This window comes from Methylobrevis albus (genome assembly GCF_015904235.1).
GTDB lineage: Bacteria > Pseudomonadota > Alphaproteobacteria > Rhizobiales > Pleomorphomonadaceae > Methylobrevis_A > Methylobrevis_A albus.
Map to the genome: position 1 here is coordinate 147206 of NZ_JADZLT010000042.1, position 21851 is coordinate 169056.

Genomic DNA, 21851 nt, shown 5'->3' on the forward strand with positions numbered 1-21851 from the left:
CGCGCGGGCGGCGGCCCCGGCGCGGATCAGAGCGCGGCCTTGACCTTCTCGGCCGCCTCCGGCGACACCCACTTCTCCCAGACGTCGGGCTGCTCGGCGAGGAAGTGCTTGGCGCCGTCCTCGCCGGTCGCCTGGTTGTCGACCATCCAGGCGAGCAGCTTGTTCACGGTGGCGTTCTCCCACGTGCGGCGCGTCAGGTACTCGTAGGCCGGGCCGCCCGCCTGCTTGAAGCGGTCGGTGACGACCGTGTAGACCTCGGACTTCGACCAGGCGTTCGGCTTCGGGTCGGCGCAGTCGGCGACGGCGTTGCAGCGGTCCCACTCGGCCTTGTCGTGCTCGAGGCCCTCGCCCTGGCTGAGGCGCACCATCTCGTATTTGCCGAGGATGGCGGTCGGCGCCCAGTAGTAGCCGAGCCAGCCCTGCTCGCGCTCGTAGGCCTTGGCGATCGAGCCGTCGAGGCCGGCGGCGGAGCCGGTATCGACGAGGTCGAAGCCCTTGTCGGCGGCGTTGTAGGCCTTGAAGAAGTTGGTGGTCAGGATCTGGCAGCCCCAGCCCGCCGGGCAGTTGTAGACCGCACCCTTGGAGGGATCCTCCGGCGCCGGGAACAGCTCGGGGTGGGCGAGCGCGTCGTCGACGGTCTTGATCTCAGGGTTGGCGTCGGCGAGGTACTTCGGGATCCAGAAGCCCTCGACGCCGCCTTCCGACAGCGACTCGGAGGCGTAGTGCAGGCGGCCTTCGGCGACGGCCTTGTCGAGCGGCTCGCGCGCCGCGTTGATCCAGGCCTCGGGGGCGACGTCGGGGGCGCCCTTTTCCATCATCGAGGTCAGCGTCGGCGTGGTGTCGCCGGGGACGAGTTCGGCGTCGCAGCCATAGCCTTCGGAGAGGATGATCTGGTCGATCCAGGCCAGCACCTCGGCCGACTGCCAGTTCATGTTGGCGATGGTGACGGTGCCGCATTCCTCGGCGGCGGCGCCGCCGGCGGCGAACGCGCCGGCCGTGAAGAGGCCCGCGGCGATCACGGTCGAAGCGAGAAGACGTTGCATGGGCTGACTGCTCCCGTTGGTCGAACTGTTCAGACTGACTGTTCCCGTCCGGTGCCGTCGTGCGGCCCGGATCATTCGTAAAGGCTAGGCGTGCCGGCCGGGCTTTCGGAGCCCGTTTCCGGCGTGGCGGCCCTGTCGCCGCCTGGTCGTGTCCCGGGCGGAACGGCCGCCCGTATCGTCAGACCGCGGTCCACCCGCGTGGCCGCGATCCCGGTTCCCCTGCCGGCTCCTCGTCCCGTCCGGCGGACGGGCGGCGGTCGATCCCCGCGAACCGGGTGATGACCCAGTGGCGGAAGAGCGCAATGAGCGGATCGTCGAGGTCTTCGGGGTGCAGCGATAGGAAATAACCGAAGCCGTCCTTGTACTCGAGCGACGTCGGAACCCCCAGCCGGCCCGCCGCGATCTCGTCGGCGAACATGTCGATGTCGGCGAGCACCACGCCGTGGCCGCGCTCGGCGTACTGCACGGCGAGCGCCAGCGTGTCGAAGGTGATGCCGCGCGCGGTGACACATTCGACGTCGTTGTGGCGGCAGAACTGCGCCCAGTGATAGTCGGCCGGCTGGCCCTCGACGCGGATGTGCAGCAGTTCGCTGGCATTCAACAGCTCTTCCAGGGGCCGGTCCCTGAAGCGTTCGGCGAGCGCCGGCGAGCACACCGGCGTCGAGCGCTGCATCCAGAGGAGATCGTTGATCGCGTCGCTGATCTTCGGCCGGTCGTAGATGATCGCGACGTCGAGCTCGCGTGCCGGCATGCCGTTGCCGTAGGTCGACGAGACGTCGACAGCGACGTTCGGGTACTCGCCGCGGAACTCGTGCAGCATCGGCAGGCCGAAGCGCTGCAGGAAGGTCGGCGGCATGTGCACCTTCAAGACGCGCGGCCGCTCGACCCCGTCGCTCTTCAGCTCGTTCAGCACCTTCTCGATGCGATCGAAGGATTTCGTCACCACCGGCAGCAGCTTGGCGCCGGCCTCGGTCAGCACGATGCCCTGCGGGCGACGGTCGAGCAGGCGCTTGCCGATCAGCTCCTCGAGGCTGGAGACATGGCGGCTCAGCGCGCTCTGGGTGACGTTCAGCGACTGCGCGCCGGCCGTGAAGCTCAGGCGCCGGCCGACGGCGTCGAAGGCGCGCAGCGCGTTGAGCGGCAGCCATTTGCGATCGATCACCCGGCCTCCGATCTCCCCGTCCGCACGCGGCCGGCCTTCCGCGGCCGAAGCCGCCCCGAATGAACCCCGGGCCGCGACCCGCCCGACGTCAGGTCATGAGGGGTATTCCTTCAGATCATGGGCTGCGACGGCCGCGTCCTCAATTGCTTTTTTCTAATTCCAGTTTGACGAAATGAGATTGTCCGGCCGCCCGGTCGCCGTGCCATGCTCCGCACATTCACGGAGGCATCAGATGCGTGACGACCGCCACATCGCGGCGCTGATCGACGAGCGGCGCCCGGGCTATTCCCTGCCGCAGGCATTCTACCGGGATCCGGACATCTATGCCTTCGACCTCGAGGCGATCTTCGAGGCGCAGTGGCTGATGATCGGCTTCTCCTGCGAGCTGCCGAAGCCGGGCAACTATCTCGCGCTCACCATCGGCACGACGCCGATCGTGGTGCTGCGCGACCGCGCCGGCACGGTCCGCGGCTATTTCAACACCTGCCGCCACCGCGGCGCCCAGCTCTGCGCCGACGGCACGGGGCGCGCGGCGAAGCTCGTCTGCCCCTATCACCAGTGGACCTACGAGCTCGACGGGCGGCTGCAGCACGCCGGTGCCATGGGCGACGACTTCGATCCGTCGCAGTTCCCGCTGCGGCCGATCCACGTCGAGGTGGTGGCGGGGGCGATCTACGTCTGCCTCGCCGAGACGCCGCCGGAGTTCGCCACCTTCCGCTCGCATCTCGAACCGATGCTCGCCCCCTACGATCTCGAGAACGCCAAGCTGGTGCACGAGGTGGTGCTGGTCGAGAAGGCGAACTGGAAGCTCGTGATGGAGAACGGGCGCGAGTGCTATCACTGCGCCGCCTGCCATCCGGAACTCGGCATCTCGTTCCCGGTCGGCATCACGCCGAACTTTTCCAACGAGGAAGGCCTCCGCCTCGCCGAATACCGCGCCCGGATGGAGCGCAACGGCCTCGTGCTCGGCCCGCAGGACGGCAGCTGGTGGCAGTGCGCCCGCTTCCCGCTCAACGAGGGCAGCATCTCGATGTCGCTCGACGGCCAGCCGGTGGTGAAGAAGCCGCTGCTCGACGTCGACGGCGGCGATGTCGGCTCGCTGCGCTTCGCGATCGAGCCGCACAACTTCTGCCACGCCCTCGGCGACTACCTCTTCATGTTCTCCGCCTATCCGGTCGGACCGGAAGAGACGCACGTCGTCGGCAAGTGGCTGGTGCGCAAGGACGCGGTCGAGGGGGTCGACTACGACCTCGACAAGCTCGTCGTCACCTGGGACGAGACCAACCGTCAGGACCGGGCCCTCGCCGAGCTCAACCAGCGCGGCGTCAACGGCCGCGGTTACACGCCCGGGCCCTATTCGGAGACGGCGGAAGCCTTCGTGCTGCGCTTCGTCGACTGGTACGTGGCGCGCGCCCGCGCCCATCTCGGCCAGCCGGCGCTGCGCGTCGTCGACGTCGCCTGATGATCGCGGGAGCGGCCGAATCGATCGCGGCGGATGTCGGTATGAGCGCCGCGGCGCCGCGGGCGATGCAACTCGTCTGCGAGGCGGTGCGCCGCGAGGCGGAGGGGGTGAAGACCTTCGTGCTGCGTCCCGCCGGCGGCGCGCCGGTCGCCTTCAAGGCCGGACAGTATCTGACGATCGCGGTTCCGGCGGGTGGATCAACGCTCTGGCGCAGCTTCACCATCGCGAGTTCGCCGGCTGATGCCGGCCGGATCGAGCTCACCATCAAGGCGCAGGACACCGGCCGCGCGACGCGCTGGCTGCACGACCACCTCGGCCCCGGCGCCGAGATCGAGGCGCGCGGGCCGTTCGGCGACTTCCACCTGCCTGATGCGTTTCCAAAGCCGCTGGTGCTGCTTTCGGCCGGCAGCGGCGCAACGCCGATGGCGGCGATGGCGCGGACGATCGCCGATTTCGGCCTCGACGTCACGCTCGACTACGTCCACTGCGCGCGCACCCCGGCCGACCTCTTGTTCCGGCCCGAGATCGATGCGCTCGCCGCCGCGCGGCGCGGCTGGCGGACGCGGTGGATCGTCAGCGGCGGCGGGATCGCGCCGGGCGCCACGCTCGGCCGGCCGGATGCGGCGATGCTCGCCCGGCTGGTGCCGGACCTCGGCAGTTCCGAGGTGTTTTGTTGCGGCCCCGCGGGCTTCATGGCCGCCGCGCGCGCGGCGTTCGACGCCGCCGGCGGGCTGCCCGCGGCGTGGCACGAGGAGGGCTTCGGCGAGGCGGTCGCGGAAGCGGCTCTCGCCGCGGTGGCAGCAGCACCCGCTCCCGAGGCGGGGTCGTTGCCGGTGCGCATCGAGCCGCGCGGGGTGGAGATCGCCGTCCGCGCCGGCGAGACCATTCTGGAAGCCGCGCTGCGGTCCGGGGTGCCGCTGCCGAGTTCCTGCCGCAAGGGCATGTGCAGCACCTGCCGGGTGCGCAAACTGTCCGGCGAGGTCGACATGCAGCAGGACGGCGGCCTGTTCGACGACGAGGTTGAGGCCGGCGACATCCTCGCCTGCTGTTCGCGCCCGCTTACTCCGCTCGTGATCGAGATCGCCTGATGCAGACCCCCGACGCCGGCCTCAGCCTCGAGACGATCACGGTCGGCGCCGGATACGACCCGGCGAGCGCCGGCGGCGCCGCGAAGCCTCCGGCCTATCTCACCTCCACCTTCGTCTATCCCTCTGCGGCCGCGGCGAAGGACCTGCACGCGGCGTTCTTCGACGGCGCCGCGACGACGGCGAAGGGCTGGATCTACGGCCGGCTCGGGCATCCGAACCTCGACATCGTCGAAGCGCGGCTCGCCGCCCTCGACGGCGCCGAGGACACCGCCTGCTTTGCGAGCGGCATGGCCGCCGTCTCCGCCGCGCTGCTGGCGCTGCTCGGCCCCGGCGACACCGTGCTGATGAGCCGGCCGATCTACGGCGGCACCGACGCGCTGATCGGCGGCGAACTGCCGCGTTTCGGCATCCGCGGCTTCGGTTTTGCCGACGGCTGCGACGCGGACGCGATCCGGCGCGCGGCGGATGAGGCGCAAGCCGCCGGCCCCATCGGGCTGATCTGGATCGAGACGCCGGCCAACCCGACCGCGGCGGTGGTCGACATCGCCCTCGTCGCGCGCATCGCCGACGAGATCGGGGTGGCGACCGGGCGGCGACCGCTGGTCGCGGTCGACAACACTTTTCTCGGCCCCTTCGTGCAGCGGCCGCTCGCGCACGGCGCCGACCTCGTGATGACGTCGCTGACGAAATATGCCGGCGGCCACAGCGACCTGCTCGCCGGGGGCTTGAGCGGATCGGCGGCGCTGATCGCGCGGCTGAAGGCGTTCCGGACGCTGGTCGGCTCCACCCTCGACGCACATTCGGCCTGGCTGCTGACGCGCTCGCTGGAGACGATGCACCTGCGCACCGAGCGGGCGGCGGCGAACGCCGCGGCGATCGCCGGCTTCCTCGCCGACCACCCGAAGGTCGCCTCCGTCACCTGGCTCGGGTTTCTCGGGCAGGGCACGCCGGCACGCGCCGCCTTCGAGCGGCAGGCGAGCGGCGCCGGCTCCACCTTCTCGTTCCGCATCCGCGGCGGCGAGGCGGAGGCGTTCCGGCTGCTCGACGCGCTGCAAGTTCTGAAGATGGCGGTGAGCCTCGGCGGCACCGAGACGCTGATCTGCCACCCGGCCTCGACCACCCACTACGCCGTGCCGCGCGCGCGGCGCGAGGCGGCCGGCATCGACGACGCCACCTTGCGGGTTTCCGTCGGCATCGAGGCCGCCGCCGACCTGATCGCCGATCTCTCCCGGGCCCTGGAGGCCGTCTGATGAGCCAACGCATCACCGTCGATCCGAAATCGCTGGCCGGCAAGTTCGCCGCCCCCGAGGAACACGCCGACGTCGTGGTGATCGGCGCCGGCCCGGCCGGCCTCGCCGCCGCGCTCGAAGCCGCCGCGGCCGGGCTATCCGTAAAACTCGTTGACGAGAACCCGGTGTCGGGCGGCCTGATCGGCCTCGACGTTCCGCAGTTCTTCGGCGGCCGCGCCGACGGCTCGGTGCAGGCGAAGGAGCGGATGGTGGAGCGCGTGCTGGCGCTCAACCCGGGCCTCGAGGCGGCGTTCGAGGCCGGCGTCGACGTCGCGCTCGGCACCTATTGCTGGGGCGCCTTCGTGCCGGGCCCGGCGCTGGAAAGCCTGCCGGGACCGGTGGTGGGCCTCGCGGACGAGGAGCGGGCCTGGCTCTGCGGCTTCGACCGGCTGATTCTCGCCACCGGCGCTCGCGACCTCGTGCTCGGCTTCGACGGCGTCGACCAGCCGGGGGTGATGGGCGCGCAGGGGCTGCACGCGCTGCTCCGCCGCTACGACGCCTTCGACGGCCGGCAGCTGGTGATCCTCGGGTCGGGCGATCTCGCCATCGACGCGGCGGAAGCCGCGCTCGCCCGCGGCCTCGCCGTTGCGGCGCTGGTCGAGGTGGCCGACGCCCCGCGCGGCGATCCGGCCCGGCTCGCGGCGCTGGCGGCGGCAGGGGTCGATATCCTCACCAGCCACGTCATCCTGTCGGCGGTGCGCGGCAGCTTCGGCGTCTCCGGCGCGGTGGTCGCGCCGCTCGCGGATCCGGCGATGCCGCGCACGATCCCCTGCGACACGATCTGCCTGGCGCTCGGCCGGGTGCCGGTGGTCGACCTCGTCGATGTCGCCGGCGCCCGGCTGGTGCTTGACGGTGCCCGCGGCGGCTTTGCGCCGGCGACGGCCGACGGCAGCGCGACCAGCCTCGCCGAGGTGTTCGTTGCCGGCGACTGCGCCGGGGCCGGGGCGGTGCTCGCCGGAGAAGCGGACGCGGCAGTGTCGGGGCGGGCCGCCGCGCGGGCGGCGATCGTCTCGCTCGGGCGGAACCCAGCCGCGTCGGATGTGGCGCCCGCGCCGACATTGCCGCAGGGTGCGGACGAACTCGCCTATCGCCGGCGCTGGATGGAGGCGCTGGTCGCCACCGGCGGCATGGCGCCGCCGGTCTGTCTCTGCGAGGAGGTGAGCCGCGGCGAACTCGTCGGCGTCGCGCCGCCGCGCTATCTCGGTGCCGGCGATCCCGGCCGCGACCTTGCCGCGTTCGCCGCCAAGGGCCCGCCGAGCCACGACCAGATGAAGCGTCTCACCCGCGTCACCATGGGCGCCTGCCAGGGCCGGCGCTGCCGCGAGCAGGTGGCGCTGACCATGGCGGTGGCGGCGGGCTGCGAGCTCGGCGCGATCCCGCTCGCCGGCTACCGCGCGCCCGTGCGGCCGCTGCCGCTCGGCGTGCTGGCGACGCTGGCCGAGACCGACGCGATGGCGGCCGAGTGGGATGTCTGGTTCGGCATCCCGTCGCAGTGGGTGCCGTATGACGCGATCGGCACGCCGCGCGAACAGGAACTGATTGAATTCACCATGCATATGTGAGGCTAAGGATGGCAACGCTCGCAACGACCTCGGTGGTGGTGGTGGGTGGCGGCGTCACCGGCCTGTCGGCCGCGTGGTGGCTCGCCCGCACCGGCGTCGACGTCATCGTCGTCGACAAGGGCATCGTCGGCTGGGAGGCCTCGGGCCGCAACGGCGGCGGCTGCACCCACTACAACAGCGCCCTCTTCCACGAGGAGCAGCGGCTCTGGCCGCAGATGGACGAGTTGCTCGGCTACCCGACCGAGTGGCGCGGCCACCGCATCATCTTCGCGACCCGCGAACACCACCTCCACGCCTATCACCGCATGGGCGCCGAAATCGGCGGGCTCGGCTTCGACTGGGCGAAGCTCGATGGCGACGAGGTGCGCGAGATGGTGCCGCTCGCCGGCGACAACGCGCTCGGCGGCATCCACGTCAAGACCGGCGGCCACGCCAACCCGCAGCGTACCGTGCAGGCCTATGCGTTCGCGATCGAGGACCTCGGCGGCCGCATCCTGCAGCACACGCCGGTGCTGGAGCTGCTCGCAAAGGACACGAAGCTGACGGGCGTGCGCACCGCGGCCGGCGACATCCTCGCCGACCATGTCGTGGTGGCGGCGGGTCCGCAGTCCGGCCGGCTGCTCGCCGGCGTCGGCGTCCGCCTGCCGGTGACGGCGGCGCGGGCCGAGATGATCGTCACCGAACCGCTGCCGCTGATGCCGCGCGGCGGCGTCGACGGCAACGGGCTCTACGGCCGCCAGACGCTGCGCGGCAACCTCGCCTATGGCGGCGGGCCACACGAGTGGATCGACCTGCCCGCCGACGGCGCGCCGCTCGCCCGCCCCGCCTCGCCGCTCGCCGCCCACCTCGCGCGCCGGCTCGCCGAGCTGCTGCCGAAGGCGGCGCATGTGCGGGTGATCCGCAGCTGGGCCGGGCTGATCGAGAACACGCCGGACGGGCGCCCGGTGATCGACCGCCCGGACAGCCACGACAACCTCACCATCTGCACCATGTCGGCGGTCGGCTTCGGCCTGTCGCCGGCGTCGGGCCACGCGATCCGCGACCTCGTCGTCGAGGGCAAATGCTCCTTCGCCGACATCTCGAAATACGCGCTCAGCCGGTTCGGCAACATTCCCGACGACTGGGCCGAGCGAAAGGGCTGGGTGCCGCCGGGGCGGGCGGCGGCGTAGGCGGGGTGAGGGGGGCTTCGCGTGACGGAGAGGGCGGTAGATCGAGGGTTTCAGCGGGCGGATCCTCACCGAGTGAGAAACGGACCGTTCGGTGGCCGTCTGCCATCGTCGGGGTCACTGCCCCTCCACGGTCATCGCCGGGCTCGACCCGGCGACCCACTAGCCTCGCCTTGCGGGACGTGTCTGCGTCGGCGAAAAGTCAGTTTTTTCCATAAGTTGGGGTATCCGGGCCGGCGAGGCTAGTGGGTTGCCGGGTCAAGCCCGGCAATGACGAATTGAGAGGTTCGGATCGACCGTTAAGCAGGGGCGATCCGTCGGCGGCCGCGGCCGGTTGCCCGGCGCAGTGCATACGTGATCCACAAAGGACAATATGATGCCTGGCAAGGTGCTGGTGGTCGGGGCGGGGATCAATGGGCTCGCCACCGCGTGGGGACTGGTGCGGCGGGGCTTTGCCGTCGAGGTGTTCGAGCAGGGCCCGGTGCCGAACCCGGTGTCGAGCTCGCACGACGAGCACCGCGTCACCCGGCACGGCTACGGCACCATGCACCGCTATGCGCGGCTGATGCCGGAGGCCTTCGCGGCCTATGACGCGATGTGGGCCGACCTCGGCCGCAGCCATTTTGCGCCGAAGCCGCTGATCGTGTTCGAGCGCGGCGCCACCGACTGGATCGACGCCTCCACCGCCGACATGGACGCGATGGGGATCGGCTGGCGCGAGGTCGACCTCGACCGGGTGGCGCAGCTCTACCCGATGCTGAACACGGACGGCATGACGCGATGCACCGAGATGGACGGCGCCGGCGTGCTGTTCCCGGTCCGCATCCTCACCGACCTTGCGGTGCATCTCGCCCGGCGCGGGGTGGTGTTTCATGCGAACACGCCTGTCGATGCGGTGGATCCGGAGGCTGGGACCGTGACCGTGGGCGCGACGGTGCACGGCGGCGACCATGTCGTCGTGGCGGCGGGCGCCTGGGTGGCGCGGCTGGTGCCGGGGCTCGCCGGCACGGTGGTGCCGTCGCGGCAGGCGGTGATGTTCGTCGCGCCGCCGGTGGAGTTAGCTGCGGCCTGGGCCGATGCGCCGGTGTTCTTCGACCTCGGCGAGGCGAGCGGCACCTATACGCTGCCGCCCGAACCCGGCACGCGGCTCAAGATCGGCGACCACGTCTTCACCCGACGCGGCGATCCCGACGAGAGCCGGGCCGGCACGGACGCCGACGTGGAGCGGCTGATCGCGGCGGCGAGCGGCACCTTCCGCGACTTCCACCGCTACGTGCCGCTCGAGCGCAAGGCGTGCTTCTACACCGTCACCGACGACGAGCGCTTCATCGCCGAGCCGATCGGCGCGCGCGGCTCGGTGCTGTCGGCCTGCTCCGGCCACGGCTTCAAGCTCGCGGCGCTGATGGGCGACAAGGTGGCGGCGGGGATCGCGGCCGGAGAGCCGTACCGGCACTGACGGATCGGAGGCCCGGCGGGACGATGCTCAGGCGCGCAGGCGCGGCCACGTCCGTGGCAGCGCGCGGACCGCCTCGGCAAGCCGCGCGGCGGCGCGGTCGCGGCCGGCGCGGATCAGGCGGCGCAGGGCGAGGCCGGCGTTCCGCAGCGTCCGCTCGATCGCCGCGTCGGAAAAGCGTGGCGGCGGCGCCAGCGCCAGCGCACGGTGCGCGACCAGCACCAGCATGGAGACGATGCCGAAGCTGATCAGCACGTCGGACGCAAAGTGGGCGCCGAACAGCACCCGGTTGACCGACACCGCGGCCGCCAGCCCACCGAGCGCCCAGGCGGCGGGTCCGCGCCAGAGCGGCGGCACCAGCAGCACCAGCGTCAGCAGCGTCGCCGCCCCAGCCGCCTCGCCCGACAGGAACGAGGCGCAGCGCACGGTGCACGCCTCGCCGATCTCCCAGACCGGCACATAGGTGTGGCTGCCGCCGAATTCGACGATCTGGTTCGGGCGCGGACGCTCGAACAGCGGCTTGGTGATGGCGTTGACGAGCAGGCCGGGGCCGAGCACCTGCATGACCGCGAGCAGCAGCAGCAGCCGCGGGGCGGCGCCGCACAGCGGCCGGCGCGGAAAGGCGACGTAGAGCAGCAGCCCGAGAGCGCCGAGGCTGCCGGTGAGTACGGGCAGGACCGAGCCGACGTCGCGCAGCACGTCCAGCGCCTTCACCGACCGCAGCGGAAAGCCGACGCCCTCGACGTAGAACAGGCCGGAGATCCAAAGATCGAGGCCGGGGGCGAGGCGGAACAGCAGCGAACAGGCGAGGGTCGCGAGCGCGATCGCCAGCAGCGGCGTGCCCGCCAGCCGGCGGAGCCGCTGCGCAATCATGCGGGCGATGGTGCTTAGCCGGCTTATCCAGTTGCCGCCGCCGGGTTCGGAAGCCTGCAAGCTCGTCATTCCCCGCTCCCTTGATCCGGTCTGCAGCCGCTTCTTCCGCACGCCGTCGCCGGCGCAGATCAGGCCGGCTGCGGCACCGCGTCGTCGCGGCGGCGTTCGCGCAGCACGAAGTAGACGTTGCGGGCATAGATCAGCAGGCCCGCCGACTGGCCGGCGATGAACACGGGATCCTGCCGGTAGATCGCATAGGCGAGCAGCGTCGCGCCGCCGCCGATCGAGAAGAACCAGAACGCCGCCGGGATGATGCTGCGGCCGACGCGCTCGCTGGCGATCCACTGCACGATGAAGCGGGCCGAGAACAGCGCCTGGCCGAGAAAGCCGACGGCGAGCCAGAGGGTGGCGGGGCTCATGAACGGGGCTCCGTTACGAAAGCGGCCGCCGGCGCGGCGGCGGACGGGAGGGTGGCCGGGGCGATGATCGTGCTGCCGGCCGGGGGCGCCGCGGCGAGGACCGGCGGGCGACGCCGGCGGCGGCGGATCAGCCAGGCGACGCCGAAGAGATCGGGCACGCCGACGGCGAGCCGGTCGAACAGGCCGTATTTCGAGACGCCGTGCACGCGCGGCCGGTCGACGACGTCGACGTGGGCGATGCGCCAGCCTTCCGCCAGCACCAGCGCCGGCAGGAAACGGTGCATGGTCTCGAAGTAGGGCAGGGCGAGATAGAGGTCGCGGCGCACGGCCTTCAGGCCGCAGGCCGTGTCGCGGGTGCCGTCGGCGAGCAGGGCGCCGCGGACGCGGTTGGCGATGCGCGAGGCGATCTTCTTCGCATAGGTCGAGTTGCGCTCGGTGCGCTGGCCGGCGACGAGGCCGGTGCCCTGGTCGGCGAGCGGGGCGAGCAGCGCCGGCAGGAAGCGCGGATCGTTCTGCCCGTCGCCGTCCACCATCAGCAGGATGGCGCCGCGCGCCGCATGCGCGCCGGACATCATCGCGGCGCTCTTGCCCTGGGACTGGCGATGGTGCCGGCGGACCAGCGCGGGGTCGCCGGCGGCGAGGCGGGCGAGGACGGCGGCGGTGTCGTCGTCGCTGCCGTCGTCGATCACGACGATCTCGTGCGGGGTCGCGGCCAGCACGGCGTGGATCTCGGCGATCAGCGCCGGCAGCGCGCCGGCTTCGTTGCGCGCCGGGATCAGGACGGAGACCGCGGGTAGGGCGGGGTCGAAGTCGTCAGCGTGCATGGGTCAGCCGCCCTGTTCTGTCGCGGGGGCCGCGACGACGATGTCGGTGGAAATGCGCCGGCCGTTGCCGATGGCGGTGCCGGTGACGGTGGCGCGGGTGGTGACCGCGGTGCCGGCGGCGGCCAGCGCGGCCTCGAACGCCGCGCGGGCGCGGGCCTCGACGACGGCGACGGCGCAGGCGGGGTCGGCGGCGAGCAGGCTTGCGGCGCCGGCGCCGTCGGTGAGGCGCACGTTTGAGCCGAGCGCGAAGACGAGGCCGGGCTCGGCGTAGCCGGCGACCGCCACCCGGGGTGCCGGGCAGGGAGCGCTGCCCGCCACGGCGGCAGCGATGCGCGGGGCGGGGAACAGCGTCTGAAGCGTCGGTGCCGCGATACCGAGCACGGCGGCATAGAGCACGGCGGCAAGGCCGAGCAGGGCGACGGCCGCCTGCGGCAGGGTTCCGCGCGATGCTGCGATCGCGGCGGGCACCGCGGCGGCGGCGACGACCGCGACGAGGGCTGCCGCCGTCACCGGGCCGGCATCGCCGAAATGCAGCAGCGCGCCGGCGGCGGCGATGGCGAGCGCGACGGCGATCGCCACGGAGAGCAGCAGCCCGCCGCGCAGCAGACGGCCGCCCGCGACCGCGCCGCGCACGGCCATCGCCGCCGTGAGCAGTGCGATCGCCGGATAGAACGGCAGCGTATAGTGCGGCAGCTTGGTCGTGACCGCCTCGAACACCAGCCAACCGGGCACGATCCAGGCGAGGCAGAAGCGCACCGCGGGCTCGTGCCGCGCGCGCCAGACGGCGGGGGCTGCGGCGAGCGCGAAGGCGGCGCCCGGCCAGGCGATGGCGAAGAACACCGCGAGATGGGTGCCGGGCGGCGCGCCGTGCGATTCTTGCCCCGCCGCGATCTTGCCGGCGAGATCCTGGCCGACCGAGGCGCCCCAGAAGGCGCCGTCGGAGAGCAGCGTGATCGCGGTGAGCCAAGGCGCGACGACGGCGACGACGATGGCGAGGCCGGTGATCGGCCTGAGCCGGGCGAGCCAGCGCGCGTCGCGGTCGGCGATGGCGAGGGCGGCGAGGGTGAGGCCGGCGACCAGCGGCGCGATCGGGCCCTTGACCAGGATCGCCGCGGCGAGCGCCAGCCAGAAGCCGTAGACGGCGACGGCCGGGGCGGCCGGTTCGTCGGCGCGGCGGAGATAGATGCGGGCAAGGGCGATCTGGCAGCCGAGCGTCAGCGCCAGCAGCACCGCGTCGGTTTTTGCGAGGCGCGCCTCGACGCCGAGGATAACCGAGCCGGCCATGAAGAGGGCGGCGAGCAGGCCGGCGGCGCGGCCGAACAGCACGCAGCCGGCGGCATAGGTGAGGAGGGCCGCGGCGAGCGCGCCGGCGAGCGAGGGCAGCCGGTAGATGGCGATCGGCGCATCGGCGCCGGCGCCGGACAGCACCGCCGCGCCGGCCTGCAGCCAGTAGATGCCGATCGGCTTCTTGTAGCGGTGGCCGTCGAGGAAATGCAGGTCGACGAGGTCGCCGGTCTCGACCATCTGGCGCGAGGTCTGCGCGAAGCGGGCCTCATCGCGGTCGACGGGCGGGATGGTGAAGAAGCCGGGCAGGACGCAGACGAGGGCGAAGAGCACGATCGCGGCGGCTGCGCGGCGGTGGCTGGCGAGCAGCGACCGCCAGAGCTTGTCGAGCCGATCGGACGTCGGCGCCGCAATCGTATCGACAGCCATCGCGAGGATCCCCGGGCGGTGGCGCGATGCCAAGGCCGGCACCACCTGCTTCGGCGATTACATCCACCACGGAGATTGCGCGCGGATGACGGAAGGCTGTCGAACGGCTGTCTAGCGTGAGATCCCGCCGGCCTCAGGCGCGGCGGAGGCCGAGCAGGCCGGGCGCGGCGTGCCAGAGTGCCTGCACGGCGAAGCCGATGAAGAGCAGGCCCGAGGCGCGGACGATGGCGAGTTCGTGCGCCCGGTAGAAGCGGCGCACCAGCGGCGCGCCGATCACCGCGATCAGCACGAGGTAGCCGGCGACGAAGCCGGCGATCGCCACGGCGAGCAGCGGCGGCAGGCTGAGGAAATCGAGCGAGGTTGCCGCGCCGCCGATCAGCGCAGTGAAGGTCGCGAGCGCCACCGGATAACCCTTCGGGTTGGTGAGGCCGAAGACGAGGCCGCGACGGAGAGGCCGGGCGACCATGAGCAGCGGCTCCCCGGCCGCGCGGCGGCGCGCGGTGAGCGCGCTCCAGCCGATCCAGCCGAGATAGAGGCCGCAGAGCGCGCCGAGCACGTCGAACACCGTCTCGCCGATCACATGCGCCCCGACGATCGCGATGAGGGCGAGCGAGGTCCACAGGATATCCCCGGCAAAATGCCCCACCATGAACGCCGCCCCCGCCCGCCGCCCCTGCCCGGCACCGATGCCGAGCAGGGCGAGGAAGGCAGGGCCGGGGATGACGACGTAGAGGAAGGCAGCGAGGAAGGCGGAGGCGTAGAGGGCGAGGGGCATGGGGTGGGATTCCGGGGGAGGGTACGTGGGCTGAACTGCGGTCTGGGCAAGATCACCCCGGACGCTGGACTCGGGTCAGTGGTCGCTGTTGTCAACGCTGGAGAGACTTCTCACCAACAGTGCTTGCGGGACTGAGGCAGAGCCAGGAACGCGAAGCCAGTCGGCACCTTGGGACACGGATATGCTGCCCCGCAATCTGGAAAAGTTGGTCTCGGGCTGTCAGGGGCAGTCCTAACCGCGTCCATCGCCAAACTCGATCTGGAGCGCACGTTTATGAGGAACGCGAGCAAGGGGCGCGGCAGGGTTCGATCGCTCGCGCCAGCTACGCTGCTATCGGCCATCGTCATGACCTGCAGCATCGCAGTCGTCTCCGACGCGATGGCCGCCGAAACCTGCAAGCGGATACGCGGCCCCGAATCTGTCGCGGGCCTAGCCTCGGTTCTGCCGCCCAATCTCAATGTCGAGGCGTTCTGCCGATCATCCGGGTGCTACTTCATGTTGAACTCGGAGAACAACGTCTACAGCACTTACGGCCAGAATATCTCGGTCTGCTTTCGAACGAAAAAATTAGTCAGAGCGTATGATAATCCGCGTTGCAACCTGGTCTCCAGGGTCGTTTATGTCTCTATCGATAGCGACAGAAAGCCTCGAGGGGATAAATTCGATGTAATCTATTCAGAAAATCCGAACGACGACGCCGAGGAGTGCTTCGAGGCTGAGATGCCGCAGATGGATCCTGAAGACGGCCGGTTCATCTCGGTGGGCTTTTACGGTCATGCCCGGCTGACGATCTTCCGCTACGATTGACCCCTGCCGCTCGGAAAGCCGATCCGGATTAGCTGACGTTGCGATCCGAAAATCCGGATGACACAGGTCATCCGGTCTTTCCGATCGGAGCCAGCCCTCGTGCCGCTCACCCCCGCTTCGCCAGCGTCCTCAGTCTGAGCGCGTTCAGCTTGATGAAGCCTTGCGCGTCCTTCTGGTCGTAGGCGCCCTGGTCGTCCTCGAAGGTGACGAGGCTGTTGGAGTAGAGCGACTTGTCGCTCTCGCGGCCGATCACCATCACGTTGCCCTTGTAGAGCTTGAGGCGGACGGTGCCCTCGACGTGCTCCTGGCTGCGGTCGATCGCGGCCTGCAGCATCAGGCGCTCGGGCGAGAACCAGAAGCCGTAATAGATGAGTTCCGCATAGCGCGGCATCAGCTCGTCTTTCAGGTGCGCGGCGCCGCGGTCGAGGGTGATCGATTCGATCGCCCGGTGCGCGGTGAGCAGGATGGTGCCGCCCGGCGTCTCGTAGATGCCGCGGCTCTTCATGCCGACGAAGCGGTTCTCGACGAGGTCGAGGCGGCCGATGCCGTTGTCGCGGCCGAGCTGGTTGAGCTTTGCGAGCAGTGTCGCCGGCGACAGGCGGACGCCGTCGATCGACACGGCGTCGCCCTTCTCGAAGCCGACCTCGACCACGGTCGGGGTGTCGGGGGCCTCTTCGGGCGAAATGGTGCGCATGTAGACGTAGTTCGGCGCCTCGACGGCCGGGTCTTCCAGCACCTTTCCTTCCGACGAGGAGTGCAGCAGGTTGGCGTCGACCGAGAACGGCGCCTCGCCCTTCTTGTCCTTCGCCACCGGGATCTGGTGCTTCTCGGCAAAATCGATCAGGTCGGTGCGGCTCTTGAAGTCCCAGGTGCGCCACGGCGCGACGATCTTGATGTCAGGGTTCAGCGCATAGGCGGAGAGCTCGAAGCGGACCTGGTCGTTGCCCTTGCCGGTGGCGCCGTGGGCGATGGCGTCGGCGCCGGTCTTCTTCGCGATCTCGACGAGGTGCTTGGAGATCAGCGGCCGGGCGATCGAGGTGCCGAGCAGGTAGACGCCCTCGTAGACGGCGTTGGCGCGGAACATCGGGAACACGAAGTCGGCGACGAATTCCTCGCGCACGTCCTCGATGTAGATCTCCTTGACGCCGAGCATCTCGGCCTTCTTGCGGGCCGGCTCCAGTTCCTCGCCCTGGCCGAGGTCGGCGGTGAAGGTCACCACCTCCGCGCCCATCTCGGTCTGCAGCCACTTCAGGATGATCGAGGTGTCGAGGCCGCCCGAATAGGCGAGCACCACCTTCTTGACGTCGGACATGGGAACTCCGGAGATCGACCGCGCGCGGCGCGGATGGGCCTTATCGCTTGGGCTTGGGGATAGGCAATTCACGCCGGCGATGCAACGGGCTGGCAGCGTCCGGCCGCGGAAATCCGCCGCCGGGCCGCACGCCGGGGCCGCCCGGAACGAAAACGCCCGCCGGAGGTCCGGCGGGCGCTTCGGAAGTGTCGGGGCGCCGGGCCCGTCGACGGGCCCGGCGAAAAACCTCGATCAGTGATCGTAGGTGTTGATGTCGCGGTGCTTCGTCTCCGGCACGAACAGGAAGCCGATGACGGCGGTCGCGAGGGCGATCACGATCGGGTACCAGAGGCCGTAGAAGATGTCGCCGGTCTGGGCCACCATCGCGAACGAGATGGCGGGCAGCAGGCCACCGAACCAGCCGTTGCCGATGTGGTAGGGCAGCGACATCGAGGTGTAGCGGATACGGGTCGGGAAGAGTTCGACCAGCGCCGCCGCGATCGGGCCGTACACCATCGTGACGTAGAGCACGAGGACGGTCAGCACGAGGACGATCATCACGATGTTGCCGGTGAAGAGATCACCGAACTCGTCGATCCGCGCGATTTCCGGATCGCCCGCCGCCGGATAGCCGGCGGTGACGAGGGCGCCCGAGACGGCCTTGGTGAAGGCGGTCTGGGTGTCCTTGACGGCTTCGGCCGGGATCGTGGTCAGGTCGTAGGAGGTGATCGGCGTGCCGTTCACCGTGATCTGCGCCGGCTGGCCGGCCGGGCCGGCCACCGTCTCGTAGCGCACCGCCGCCTTGGCGAGCACGTCACGGGCGATGTCGCAGGACGAGGTGAACTTGCGGGTCGCGGTCGGGTTGAACAGCGAGCCGCAGTCGGCCGGATCGGCGACCACCTGCACGACGACATTGTCGAGAGCCCGGGCGAGCTTCGGATTGCCGTAGTCGACGAGGGCGCCGAACAGCGGGAAGTAGGTCAGCGCCGCGATGACGCAGCCGGCGAGGATGACCGGCTTGCGGCCGATCTTGTCCGACAGGCTGCCGAAGAACAGGAAGCCACCGGTGCCGAGGATCAGCGACAGGGCGATCAGGACGTTCGCCGTGAAGAGGTCGATCTTCAGGATCGATTGCAGGAAGAACAGGGCGTAGAACTGGCCCGTGTACCAGACGACGGCCTGGCCGGCGACGAGGCCGAACAGCGCGAGCAGGGCGATCTTGGCGTTCTTCCACTGGCCGAAGGCCTCGGAAAGCGGCGCCTTCGACTGCGTGCCCTCTTCCTTCATCTTCTTGAAGGCCGGGCTCTCCTGCATCTGCATGCGGATCCACACCGAGATGCCGAGCAGGACGACCGAGAGCAGGAACGGAATACGCCAGCCCCAGGCCATGAAGGCTTCTTCGCCGAGCGTCAGGCGAACCGTCAGGATGACGACCAGCGACAGGAACAGGCCGAGCGTCGCCGTGGTCTGAATGAAGGCGGTGTAGAAGCCGCGACGGCCGTTCGGCGCGTGCTCGGCGACGTAGGTCGCCGCGCCGCCGTACTCGCCACCGAGGGCGAGGCCCTGCAGCATGCGCAGCGCGATCAGGATGATCGGGGCGGCGGCACCGATGGTGTCGTAGTTCGGGAGCAGGCCGACGAGGAACGTCGAGACGCCCATGATGACGATGGTGACGAGGAAGGTGTACTTGCGGCCGACGAGATCGCCGAGCCGGCCGAACACCAGCGCGCCGAACGGACGCACGAGGAAGCCTGCCGCGAAGGCGAGCAGGGCGAAGATGTTGCGCGTCGCTTCCGGGAAGGCCGAGAAGAACTGCGCGCCGATCATCACGGCCAGCGAGCCGTAGAGATAGAAGTCATACCACTCGAAAACCGTTCCGAGTGACGAGGCAAGGATGACCTTGCGCTCCTCTTTCGACATCGGCCGCGGCGGGGCGCCGGCGGCCGTCGAGGCCATGGTCATTTTCGTCTCCTCCACTTTGTTGCGCGGCTTTCGGCGCACGGTACGCGGAGGTTTCGGCGGGGATCCCTGCTCGTCCCGCCTCCACCGACCTCGCCGCGCAGGGCGGCTTCAATCGATTGAGTGCGCGGACAAATGAATGGCGTCGGCTGAAACCGCCGTGGCGGCCACCGTCGTCATGATCCCCGTCTACTGCCTTAGCTCCCGTGGACATCGACCCATCGACCGCAGCGCGACTACCGGGCTCCTCCCCCGGCGACAGATGCTCCGTCGCACGCTCTGGTCGCGATCGCCGAAATCCTGAACAAAGGCTTATGGCGAAGTGCCGGCCGAAGGCCAGTCGTCACTTCGTCTAACAGGGTAGGGGTGGAGGGGGATGCGGGGCCGGGCTGCCGGCGCCGGGCCGGCCGGCCGCGCTCAGCTCTCGGAGACGAGCTTGACGCGCTGGCCGGCGACCGGCTCCTCGCCGGGGGCGAGGCCGTTGAGGACACGGAAGAGCTGTTCGGGCCGGTCCATGAAGCCCATGCGCCGCGCGAACATCGCGGCGGTGTCGCCGCGGCGGGCCGTGACGATCTGTAGCCGCAAAGGCTTCAGCCCCAGCTGCTCGTCGGCCGTGAGCGGCCGGAAGCTGCGCAGCGTCGATTCGAACTCGGCCTCGAAGGCGGGGCCCGGCGAGCGGGTCGCGAACAGGAAGCGGAAGGTGGCGTCGCCGAAGCGCACCACGCCGATGCGGTAGCTGTAGCCGCGCGTCACCGCCGAGGCGACGGCGGCCGGCAGGCCGTTCAGCGACAGGGTGCGGATGCTGCCGTCCTGCAGGCCGTTGATCCAGCCCGACTGCAGATACTGCACGAGGTCGGAGCCGCGCGGCACGTCGGCGCCGTCGAAGCGCAGCGCGGTGCCGCTCGGCGAGGTGGCGAGCACGGCCTTCGCCGTGTTCTCCAGCATGTAGCCGGCCGGAACCTCGAAGCCGAGCCCGAGCTTGGCGTGCAGGAACTGCCGGCCGCGCACGAAGCCCTCCTCGGGGTCGTCGCCGTACATCAGCCCGTCGAGACGCTCGAGATAGGCTTCGCGGTCGCGCTCGCCGTCGCGGGCGCCGGTCGCCTGCGCGGTCGCGATCGCCTGCTGCAGGCGCTCGGGCGTCGAGGGGTGCGAGGAGAGGAAGTCGACGTCGTTTGGCTCGTTCGGCACGGCGGTCTTGTAGACGGCGAAGGCCGACATGGTGCGCAGGAAGCGCGCGGCGGCGAGCGGGTCGTAACCGGCTTTCGCGAGCGTGCGGATGCCGATCTCGTCGGCCTGCAGTTCCTGGATCTGCGAGAAGCGGGCGAGCGAGAGCTGGCTGGAGGCGAGCGCGAGGCGCTGCACCGCCGGATCCTGCACCACGTCCTGCACCACGCGGCTCGCGACCGCGGCGGCGGCAGCGCGCTCCTGGCGGGCGAAGGCGTGGCGGGCGGTGACGTGGGCCATCTCGTGCGCGATCACCGCCGCGACCTCGGAGGTGTCGACGGCGAGCGCCAGCAGGCCGCGGGTGACGTAGACATAGCCGCCGGGCAGCGCGAAGGCGTTGACGGTCGGCGAATTCAGGATGGTGACGCGGTAGCTGCGGCCGGGCTCGTCGCTCGCCGCGACGATGCGCCCCACGGCGCGGGCGATCGCGAGTTCGGCCGCCGGGTCGTTATAGGTGCCACCATAGGCGGCGAGGATCTTCGGGTGTTCCTGCTCGGCGATCGCCACCTCGCGCGGGTCGGCCTTCTGCTCGGCGCGCACGGGCTCGGGCATCAGCGGCATCTCCGGCTCGGTGCCGGTCAGCGAGGAGACGCAGCCGCCGACGAGCAGCATCGCCGCCATGGCCATGCCAAGTCGCAGCAGCGCTCCCGATCCGTTGGCCGCCCGAAGCGCCGTCCTCGCCATTTCTGTCCGTCTCTCCACCCGCCTGCGCCACCACCGGCGCCGAACCCGTCCCGATCCCACCGTCACCCGTTAGCACGGGCGCCGCCTCACGGCGGCAACACGATCGCGTCGGCGTCGGTCACTTCCATATAGGGACCGTCGCGCCGCGTCAGCCAGCCCCGCACCTCGATCTCGCGCCCGACGAGGCGGGCCTCCAGCGCCGGCCGAAGCGCGCCGGTCCCACGGACGAAGGCCGCGGCCGCCTCGCGCGTCAGCGTCGCGGTCATGTCGCGTGACCAGTCCCGCCCGAAGTTCAGGTAGAACCGGCCGCCGGCAGACCCGACCGACATCACTTCGCCGCTGACAATGGCGAAATTCGGAGCGAAATCGAGGAGATCTGCGGCATTCGCCGCGCGCACCGCGCTCGCCTCCGCCCAAAGCCCCCGCCGTGCCTGCCGTGCCGCGGTTTCCGCCGCGGCGAGCGCTGCGGCGCAGTCGGCATCGTCAACGCCGGTGCCGCGCAGCGCCGTGCCCGCGTCCAGCAGGCGCGTCTGGAGCCAGACGCCGTCCGCGGTCGCGACATGGCCCATCACCCGGCCGCGCCGATCGCGCCGGCCGGCCATGACGCCGACCACCACGTCCCGTCCCACCATGTCAGCGAGGATCGCGTCCGCCGCGGGCAGGTCCTGCGGGATCACGAGACCCGCGGGCCGCACGCGCAGCATGTCCGCACCGAGGTCAACGCCGAGCACCGGCCCCGGTTCCACCCGGCTGACACGGCCGGTGACGGTTTCGGCCCGTCCGCAGTCCGGCATGGCGGCGCTGGCGGACCCGGCGCTGGCGAGCGCGGCGCCGAGCGCCAGCACCCCCGCCACCGACCTCACCCCGCGCCGCTGCCCGCGACAGGCCATCGCGCCCTCCCTCAGGATCCCGCCCGGACCGGCGGGATTCCGCCGGTCCGGGCAGAACGTCACCCCGGTGCCCCGCTTTCGACGTAGCGTATCACGGCCGAGTGTTGCATTGCAGCAACGACGGCGCGCGGCGACATCGCGCCCTCTGGGGCGAAGGCGTCCGGCGG

The 21851-nt window shown here is 70.8% G+C and carries 18 protein-coding genes; 7 read left to right on the forward strand and 11 right to left on the reverse strand.

Going from position 1 to position 21851, the window contains the following annotated elements; all coding sequences use genetic code 11:
- Positions 1-26 precede the first annotated feature (26 nt).
- Positions 27-1043: an ABC transporter substrate-binding protein gene (locus tag I5731_RS05765; RefSeq protein ID WP_197310418.1), complete on the reverse strand. Its 1017-nt coding sequence runs from the start codon at positions 1041-1043 to the stop codon at positions 27-29.
- A gap of 178 nt (positions 1044-1221) precedes the next feature.
- Positions 1222-2205 carry a LysR substrate-binding domain-containing protein gene (locus tag I5731_RS05770; RefSeq protein ID WP_197310419.1) on the reverse strand — a complete coding sequence of 328 codons (984 nt, stop codon included), beginning with the start codon at positions 2203-2205 and terminating at the stop codon, positions 1222-1224.
- A 232-nt stretch (positions 2206-2437) separates the two neighbouring features.
- On the opposite strand from I5731_RS05770, the gene I5731_RS05775 reads away from it, so the two are divergent.
- The 6 genes from I5731_RS05775 to I5731_RS05800 all read left to right on the forward strand — a co-directional run bounded on the left by I5731_RS05775 (position 2438) and on the right by I5731_RS05800 (position 10228).
- Positions 2438-3667: an aromatic ring-hydroxylating oxygenase subunit alpha gene (locus tag I5731_RS05775; protein WP_197310420.1), complete on the forward strand. Its 1230-nt coding sequence runs from the start codon at positions 2438-2440 to the stop codon at positions 3665-3667.
- Positions 3667-4755, forward strand: a complete 1089-nt coding sequence (locus tag I5731_RS05780; RefSeq protein WP_197310421.1) for a flavin reductase family protein — start codon at positions 3667-3669, stop codon at positions 4753-4755. The genes I5731_RS05775 and I5731_RS05780 overlap by 1 nt, the downstream gene beginning before the upstream one ends.
- Positions 4755-6005 carry a cystathionine gamma-synthase family protein gene (locus I5731_RS05785; protein WP_197310422.1) on the forward strand — a complete coding sequence of 417 codons (1251 nt, stop codon included), beginning with the start codon at positions 4755-4757 and terminating at the stop codon, positions 6003-6005. Before I5731_RS05780 ends, I5731_RS05785 begins: the two co-directional genes overlap by 1 nt.
- The gene (locus tag I5731_RS05790; RefSeq protein ID WP_197310423.1) at positions 6005-7606 is read left to right on the forward strand and encodes an FAD-dependent oxidoreductase; all 1602 of its coding nucleotides are present in this window, start codon (positions 6005-6007) and stop codon (positions 7604-7606) included. Before I5731_RS05785 ends, I5731_RS05790 begins: the two co-directional genes overlap by 1 nt.
- 8 nt (positions 7607-7614) lie before the next feature.
- A complete protein-coding gene (locus tag I5731_RS05795) occupies positions 7615-8775 on the forward strand; it encodes an NAD(P)/FAD-dependent oxidoreductase (RefSeq protein WP_197310424.1) in 1161 nt (386 codons plus the stop codon).
- A 373-nt stretch (positions 8776-9148) separates the two neighbouring features.
- Entirely contained in the window at positions 9149-10228 is a 1080-nt protein-coding gene (locus tag I5731_RS05800; RefSeq protein ID WP_197310425.1) for an NAD(P)/FAD-dependent oxidoreductase, read from the forward strand.
- A gap of 27 nt (positions 10229-10255) precedes the next feature.
- Here I5731_RS05800 and I5731_RS05805 read toward each other — a convergent pair whose 3' ends face one another.
- The 5 genes from I5731_RS05805 to I5731_RS05825 form a co-directional block, all read right to left on the reverse strand.
- Positions 10256-11167, reverse strand: a complete 912-nt coding sequence (locus I5731_RS05805) for a phosphatase PAP2 family protein (protein WP_197310426.1) — start codon at positions 11165-11167, stop codon at positions 10256-10258.
- A gap of 59 nt (positions 11168-11226) precedes the next feature.
- A complete protein-coding gene (locus tag I5731_RS05810) occupies positions 11227-11517 on the reverse strand; it encodes a lipid-A-disaccharide synthase N-terminal domain-containing protein (protein WP_197310427.1) in 291 nt (96 codons plus the stop codon).
- A complete protein-coding gene (locus I5731_RS05815; RefSeq protein WP_197310428.1) occupies positions 11514-12341 on the reverse strand; it encodes a glycosyltransferase family 2 protein in 828 nt (275 codons plus the stop codon). Before I5731_RS05815 ends, I5731_RS05810 begins: the two co-directional genes overlap by 4 nt.
- Positions 12342-12344: 3 nt before the next feature.
- Complete coding sequence (locus I5731_RS05820) at positions 12345-14054, reverse strand: ArnT family glycosyltransferase (RefSeq protein WP_197310429.1); 1710 nt, start codon at positions 14052-14054, stop codon at positions 12345-12347.
- A 133-nt stretch (positions 14055-14187) separates the two neighbouring features.
- The gene (locus tag I5731_RS05825; protein WP_197310430.1) at positions 14188-14829 is read right to left on the reverse strand and encodes a LysE family translocator; all 642 of its coding nucleotides are present in this window, start codon (positions 14827-14829) and stop codon (positions 14188-14190) included.
- Positions 14830-15102: 273 nt separating this feature from the next.
- Between I5731_RS05825 and I5731_RS05830 the strand changes: the two genes are divergently transcribed.
- The gene (locus I5731_RS05830; RefSeq protein WP_197310431.1) at positions 15103-15636 is read left to right on the forward strand and encodes a hypothetical protein; all 534 of its coding nucleotides are present in this window, start codon (positions 15103-15105) and stop codon (positions 15634-15636) included.
- Between the two features lie 106 nt (positions 15637-15742).
- Here I5731_RS05830 and I5731_RS05835 read toward each other — a convergent pair whose 3' ends face one another.
- The 4 genes from I5731_RS05835 to I5731_RS05850 all read right to left on the reverse strand — a co-directional run bounded on the left by I5731_RS05835 (position 15743) and on the right by I5731_RS05850 (position 21639).
- Positions 15743-16948 (reverse strand): argininosuccinate synthase, encoded by a 1206-nt coding sequence (locus tag I5731_RS05835; RefSeq protein ID WP_197310432.1) that lies wholly within the window; start codon positions 16946-16948, stop codon positions 15743-15745.
- Between the two features lie 231 nt (positions 16949-17179).
- On the reverse strand, positions 17180-18889 hold the full coding sequence (locus I5731_RS05840; protein WP_235981563.1) for an MFS transporter: 1710 nt from the start codon (positions 18887-18889) through the stop codon (positions 17180-17182).
- 414 nt (positions 18890-19303) lie between these two features.
- Positions 19304-20737, reverse strand: a complete 1434-nt coding sequence (locus I5731_RS05845; RefSeq protein WP_197310433.1) for a M48 family metalloprotease — start codon at positions 20735-20737, stop codon at positions 19304-19306.
- Positions 20738-20880: 143 nt separating this feature from the next.
- Positions 20881-21639, reverse strand: coding sequence for a thermonuclease family protein (locus tag I5731_RS05850; RefSeq protein ID WP_197310434.1), 759 nt, complete (start codon positions 21637-21639; stop codon positions 20881-20883).
- Positions 21640-21851: the final 212 nt, after the last annotated feature.